The following is a 6909-nucleotide window of genomic DNA, read 5'->3' on the forward strand; positions in this document are numbered from 1 at the left end:
GAAATAATAAGGATTTAAAAACAAAAAATACTTAGTTAAAAAAATTATAATTATTTTTAAATGGGAGGATATTATGATTACATCAGAAGAAATTAAAAGACGTTTGTGGGACGGGGCTAATGAGTTGCGAGGCTCTATGGATGCGAGCAGGTATAAAGACTATATGCTAGGCTTAATGTTTTATAAGTTTTTAAGTGATAAGACTCTAGATGCATTTAAAATTTCAGCAGGATTAGGCAAAATATCAGAAGAAGAATTAGTAAAAGAATATAAAAAATTAAGAGAAGAAAATGGGGAAGATTTAGACAAGACCATACAACGTGTATTAGGATATTATGTTTTACCAGAGTATTTATATCAAACTTGGATAATGGATATTAATTCTGGTGATTTTGAAGTACAAAAGGTAACAGATAGCTTACATAATTTTGAACGTTCTGTAGCTATTGAATCTGGTAATGATGATTTCAAAGGTTTATTTTCAAGCTCTACAATTGACCTAACTGATACTGCTTTAGGTAGTAATTTAAACGAAAGAAGTAAAAATATACAATCCTTAATCATGCTTTTTGCAGATTTGAATATGGTTACTCTTCAAAAAGGAGATATTTTAGGAGATGCATATGAATATTTAATTGGTCAATTTGCAATGGAATCTGGGAAAAAAGCAGGAGAATTCTATACTCCACATCAAGTATCTGAAGTTATGGCACAGATTGTTGCTAAATCATCAAATATTGAATCAATATATGATCCAACTGTAGGATCAGGGTCCCTATTATTAACGGTTGGAAAGCATTTAAATTCAGATGAACAGAAAAATCTTAATTATTATGGGCAAGAAAAAAATACCGCCACTTATAACCTAACTCGTATGAATTTATTGCTTCATGGAGTTAGGCCAGAAAAAATGGCCATAAAAAATGGAGATACCCTCTCTTATGACTGGCCTGAAGATCCAGAAAAACCTAATGAAGGAGTTCAGTTTGATGCAGTAGTTATGAACCCACCATATTCTGTTAAAAATTGGAATCGGTCAGAATTAAAAATAAGTGATCCACGTTTTGAAATAGCAGGAGTACTTCCACCAGATTCAAAGGGAGACTTTGCTTTTCTACTTCATGGACTATTTCACCTTAGACAAAATGGAACTATGGCAATAGTTCTTCCACATGGAATATTATTCCGTGGAGGAGCAGAAGGAGAAATTCGTAAAAGATTATTAGATAAAAATCGTATTGATACTATTATAGGCCTACCAAGCAAATTATTCACTAATACTGGAATACCGGTAGTAGTTTTAATATTAAAGAAAAATAGAAAACTAGATGACCCAGTACTAGTTATTGATGCATCTCAAGAATTTATAAAAGTAGGAAAGCAAAATGTATTAGAGGAAAAGCATATTGCTAAGATAGTAGATACTTACTTAGAAAGAAATGGAGAAGAAGGATATAGCTCATTAGTATATAGGGAAGATATTTTGGAAAATGATTATAATATGAACATTCCAAGATATGTTACAAGTAAAAGTGATGAGATAGCTCATGATGTTGATGGACATTTATTAGGTGGAATACCAGAAAGAGATATTAAAGATCTAAAAATACTCAATGCTATTGTCCCAGATGTTTTAGAAAATAGTTTAAGCCAGAAACGTATGGGATATTATGAGCTGACTAAAGAAATTAGCAAATTGACAGATGAAATAATAGAAAGTGATCAAGTAAGAACAAGATCTGAAGAAATGAATACAAGGATTAATGAGTATATAGATGAGTATTGGAATACTTTAATAAAGGTTGATAAACAATCTAACATTAAAGAAGCCATGGAAGAGATGTTATTAGATATTAAAGGAATTCTATATAATTTTGAATTTGTAAATATTTATGATGGCTATCAAAACATTGCTGAAATATGGAAGAATTCTTTGACAAAGGATTTAGAAATAATATCTCTTAGTGATTTTTATACAGCAGCTCGCACAAGAGAACCCAATATGATTACTAAAGGATCAGGGAAAACTAAGAGGGAAGAACAAGATGGTTGGATAAGTAGTTTAATTCCAAATGAGATTATTGTTAAACAACTATATAGTGCAGAAGCAACAAATATTGAAAACTTAAAACAAGAAGTATCAGAAATTGAAATGGAATTAGATGAATTAGTAGAAGCAGCGAAGGTAGAAGGCTCTGAAGAAAATGAAGTATTATATGAATGTTTAAGCAAAAACAAAGAAGGAGAAGCTGGAAACTCCTTTACGGTAAAAGCTATTAAATACGAGCAAAAAGAATATAAAAAAGATACAGACGAATTTAAACTATTGAAAAACATAGAAAAACTAATGTCTGATAGAACAAAAATTAATAAAGAAATACGAGAAAAAGAGAAAGAGCTTAAAGAATTAGTAGAAGAACGTATTTTACTATTAACAGAGGAAGAAATAGAGTCCCTAGTTTATGAAAAATGGTTTGGTGGCTTGATGGAAGAAATGATTAGTTTAATTGAAAAACCACTAAAGGATGAACTGGAAAAATTAAAGATGCTAGATGATAGATATAAATCTACATTAGATGATTTAGACGAAGAATATAGTGAACTAAATTCAAGTTTTGAAGATTTATTAGCTGAGTTGGTGAGAATATGAAAGAGGAAAAATTAATACCTAAAAGAAGATTTGAAGAATTTGCAAATGCTGAAGCTTGGGAACAGCGTAAGTTGGGGGACATACTTAAATATGAGCAACCAACAAAATATATTGTTGAAAGTACTGACTACGATGACAGGTATTTAACGCCAGTTTTGACAGCAGGGCAAAGTTTTATTTTGGGATATAGCAATGAAAATTTCGGTGTAAAAAATGCAAGTGAAGATGAACCTGTAATTATATTTGATGATTTTACAACATCATCTCATTATGTTGACTTTCCTTTTAAAGTCAAGAGCTCAGCAATGAAGTTACTTGAATTAACTGATGAAAAATACAACTTTTATTTTATATATGAGTCTTTGAAAAACATCAATTATACTCCTAAAAGTCATGAGCGACATTGGATTTCTAAATTCTCAGGATTTAAAATTTCACTACCAAATTATAAAGAACAAACTAAAATTGGCAACTTCTTCACCAGCCTAGACAAGCTTATCACCCTTCATCAGCGTAAGCTTAAAAAACTTAAAGAAACAAAATCAGCCTATCTTTCAGAAATGTTTCCTAAAGAAGGAAAAAAATATCCACAACGAAGATTTGCTAGTTTTACTGACCCTTGGGAACAGCGTAAGTTGGGGGAATTAAATTTCACTATATCTGATGGTAATTACGGTGAGTTATATCCTAAATCAAATGAATTATTATCCGAGGGGGTTCCGTTTATAAGAGTTAATAATATTATCAATGGTTATTTAGTTCATAAAGATTTGGTGTATATATCGCCAAAGTTACATGCAGTTTTAAAAAGTGGGCATCTTAAAGAAGATGATATACTAATTACGACTAGAGGAGAAATAGGGAAAATAGCTCTTGTTGATAATAGGTTTGAAGACGCAAATATAAATGCTCAAATCTGCTTAATTAGAACAGATAATAAAATGGAAAGTAGATATTTACATCAATATCTGCAAACAGACTTTAGTCAAAAAGAGATAATTTCTTTTCAGACTGGATCTGCATTGAAACAACTACCAAAGAATAGGTTAGATGATATTACCATAGTTTATCCTATTCAGAAGGAAGAGCAAGTTAAGGTAGGCGCATTTTTCGAGAAACTAGACAACCTTATCACCCTTCATCAGCATAAGCTAGAAAAATTAAAAAATATTAAAAAAGCTTATTTAAACGAAATGTTTGTGTAAATAGAAAGGGGGTATTTTATGGGAAATTATAATAAAACTTCAAGTGAAAGAAACTTCCAAGAAAGATTTGTTAGAGAACTAGAAAAATATAGATGGATAGCACCAGATGAATTAGATGGAAATAAGCAACAAGTAACAGTAGATGATTTGACTAACCACTGGAGATCGGAACTTAATCGAATTAATTCAGACCAACTAGAAGGTGTAGAATTAACAGATAGTGAATTTAAACAGGTTATGGCAAAGGTTAGTCAAATAGACAATAGTTTTGAAGCATCAAAAATACTTGCTATGGAAGGGTCAACCGGAAAAATTGATGGAATATATAGGGATGATAATCCTAAAATTACAAGAAAACAAATAACCCTTACAATTTTTAACAAAGCTCAAGTAAGGGGTGGGGACTCTTCTTATAAAGTGGCTAGAGAGGTAGCTACAGCAAAAGGTAATAGGTTTGACATTGTACTTTTAATCAATGGCTTGCCTTTAATTAATATCGAACAGAAACGTGCTGATAAAACATTAGATGAAGCATTTGGACAGTTTAAGAGATATTATAGATATGGAGAATATGTAAATAATTTTATGGCATTTTCTCAGATGATGGTCATTACATCAGAAGTAGCAACAAGATATTTTGCAACTCCAAAATCTATCAATGATTTCAATTTAAGTTTTGTATTTAACTGGGCAGACAAGCATAATAAACCTATAAATGATTGGCAAGATATTGTAGGACACTTTCTAATGATACCTATGGCACATCAGCTAGTAGGAGATTATCTAATAATAGATGAGGCAGAAGAAGAGGAAAATAAAAGACATATGATTATGAGGCCCTATCAAGTTTATGCTTTACAAGCTGTAGAAGGTGCTGCATTTGGTTGGGATAATGAAGATAAGATTCCACATGGTGGATATGTATGGCATACCACTGGTTCAGGAAAAACTATTACATCTTTTAAAACTGCTTTATTTTTATCAACTCGGGGAGGATTCGATAAGGTTATATTTTTAGTAGATAGGAAAGAATTAGATAAGAAAACTAGTGAAAATTTTAAATCTTATGCATCCTATGAACCTGTAACAGTTGATGATACAAAATACACCTATCATTTAAGGAAACAACTTTTATCTGTTAAAAAGGGAATAGTAGTTACCACTACTTTCAAATTAAGTAATTTAGTTAAAGACTTGGTAGAAGCCCAAGACTACGGTATTTCTGAAAAAAGATTAATCTTCATAATAGATGAAGCTCACAGAACAACTATGGGAGAAATGATGGTAAATATTAGAACTTATTTCAAGAAAAATAGTTTATTTTATGGCTATACGGGAACTCCTTTATTTGATGAAAATGAAGTGGCAGGAATGATTAATGAAAAATCTGAAGTTATAGATACTACGGAAAAACTATTTGGACCAGAACTTCATAAATATACCATAGATCAGGCGATAGCAGATGGAAACGTATTAGGATTTCATGTAGATTATATAAATACAGGAGAATTTTTAAGTTATGATTATTTAAGAGATCAAATAAAAGATCAAATTGGAGAGCAAAAACCAGAAATGACAATTCGTAAAATAGAGCGCTTAGTACAAGGATGGAGTGATCTTGAAGTTGAAAAGGAAGCTAAAAAGAGAAGAATTCTGCTTTACCAAGATAAAACTCATATACCAAGAGTTGTAGAAGAAATACTTTCAAATTGGGAAGAACAATCACAACAAAGACATTTTAATTCAATATTAACGGTTGCTTACAAAGATCGTGTTATTGCATATTATAATGAATTTAAAAAACAATTAAAGGGACAAGAAGATAAAATAAATATAGCTATGACATTTAGCTTTGGAAATGAGAATGATGTAGATAATATTCCACCTGAAATAATTGAAAGTATGTTTAAAGATTATTCAGACTTTACTGGCATTGAGTTTATTAGTGGTGACAGAAAAAGAGGAGAAGAGGCCTATTTTGAAGATATTGTTTTTAGAGGGACTCGTGGTGGAAGTGGACGCAATAAAAAGAATATAGATCTCATTATTGTTGCAGATCAACTGTTAACAGGTTATGATTCTAGATTTTTAAATACATTATATGTAGATAGACATTTTAAATTACAAAATTTAATTCAAGCCTATTCACGAACTAACCGTATATATGGGAAAAACAAAGAATTTGGATCCATCATTAACTTTCAATATCCAAAGATTACTGAAGAAAATGTGAATATATCATTGAAACTATATGGAAGTGGGGGAAAAAGTAGTAGAGCTATAGTTGAAGATTATAAGACCGCTGTAGAAAAGTTTTCACTAAAGGTTATAGAAATGATAAAGGCTCTAAAAGATCCTACAAAGTGGCAAGAATTAAAAATAAATAGTGAAGCTGAGGAATTATTTATATTATGCTTTAGAGATGCAAATGATCAATTAAGATTAGTTATGCAGTATTATGAATATAAATGGGATGATGAAACATTTATAATAGATGAGGATACTTGGATGAAATATGTAGGAGCATATAAAAATTTAATATTTAAAGAAGGAGAGCCTCGAGAAGATTCTCTTGTGATTCCTTTGGTAGGAAGAACAAAACTGTCAGGAACCCAAGTAATAGATGCAAATCATATCCTAAGCTTAATCGGGTCTAGATTAAAAACTGAAAAAGGTATTCAGAAAGTAGACGGGGAAACTTTAAGGTTAATATATGAAGAAATTCAAGAATTAAGTAATATAGGAGAAGATGAACAAGCAAAATTATTAAAAGAATTCGTAGAAACAGAACTAGTCCCAGGGAATTTATCAAGTGATTTAAGATTTGATGAATTATTTGATAATTGGAAGCAAGAAAGAGTAAAGAAAGAAGTCGAAAGTTTTGCTAAGATGTGGGGAATAGATGATTTACTTTTGTTTAAATCATTAATGCAATTTTCTATAGCTAAAAAAGATAATATCCCTTATATTGATGAGTTACAGAAAAGCATCAACTTCAGTATCGGTAGATGTCAATATAGTTGACGCATTAATTTTAAATTAATTAATTATTTA

The 6909-nt window shown here is 30.6% G+C and carries 3 protein-coding genes; all 3 read left to right on the forward strand.

Going from position 1 to position 6909, the window contains the following annotated elements; genetic code table 11:
• Positions 1 to 73 precede the first annotated feature (73 nt).
• The 3 genes from ACTHUW_RS08700 to ACTHUW_RS08710 are packed head-to-tail and all read left to right on the forward strand — an operon-like array spanning position 74 to position 6879.
• The gene (locus ACTHUW_RS08700; RefSeq protein ID WP_442213072.1) at positions 74 to 2650 is read left to right on the forward strand and encodes a type I restriction-modification system subunit M; all 2577 of its coding nucleotides are present in this window, start codon (positions 74 to 76) and stop codon (positions 2648 to 2650) included.
• Positions 2647 to 3855 carry a restriction endonuclease subunit S gene (locus ACTHUW_RS08705; protein ID WP_442213074.1) on the forward strand — a complete coding sequence of 403 codons (1209 nt, stop codon included), beginning with the start codon at positions 2647 to 2649 and terminating at the stop codon, positions 3853 to 3855. The genes ACTHUW_RS08700 and ACTHUW_RS08705 overlap by 4 nt, the downstream gene beginning before the upstream one ends.
• Before the next feature lie 18 nt (positions 3856 to 3873).
• On the forward strand, positions 3874 to 6879 hold the full coding sequence (locus ACTHUW_RS08710) for a type I restriction endonuclease subunit R (protein WP_442213076.1): 3006 nt from the start codon (positions 3874 to 3876) through the stop codon (positions 6877 to 6879).
• Positions 6880 to 6909 lie beyond the last annotated feature (30 nt).

Source organism: Senegalia sp. (in: firmicutes), assembly GCF_052088025.1.
Classification (GTDB): Bacteria; Bacillota; Clostridia; order Tissierellales; family SIT17; genus Anaeromonas.

What these genes read in the sequence shown, in the direction of transcription:
- ACTHUW_RS08700 (WP_442213072.1), top strand. Translation starts at nt 74, where the DNA reads ATGATTACATCAGAAGAAATTAAAAGACGTTTGTGGGACGGGGCTAAT.
- ACTHUW_RS08710 (WP_442213076.1), top strand. Translation starts at nt 3,874, where the DNA reads ATGGGAAATTATAATAAAACTTCAAGTGAAAGAAACTTCCAAGAAAGA.
- ACTHUW_RS08705 (WP_442213074.1), top strand. Translation starts at nt 2,647, where the DNA reads ATGAAAGAGGAAAAATTAATACCTAAAAGAAGATTTGAAGAATTTGCA.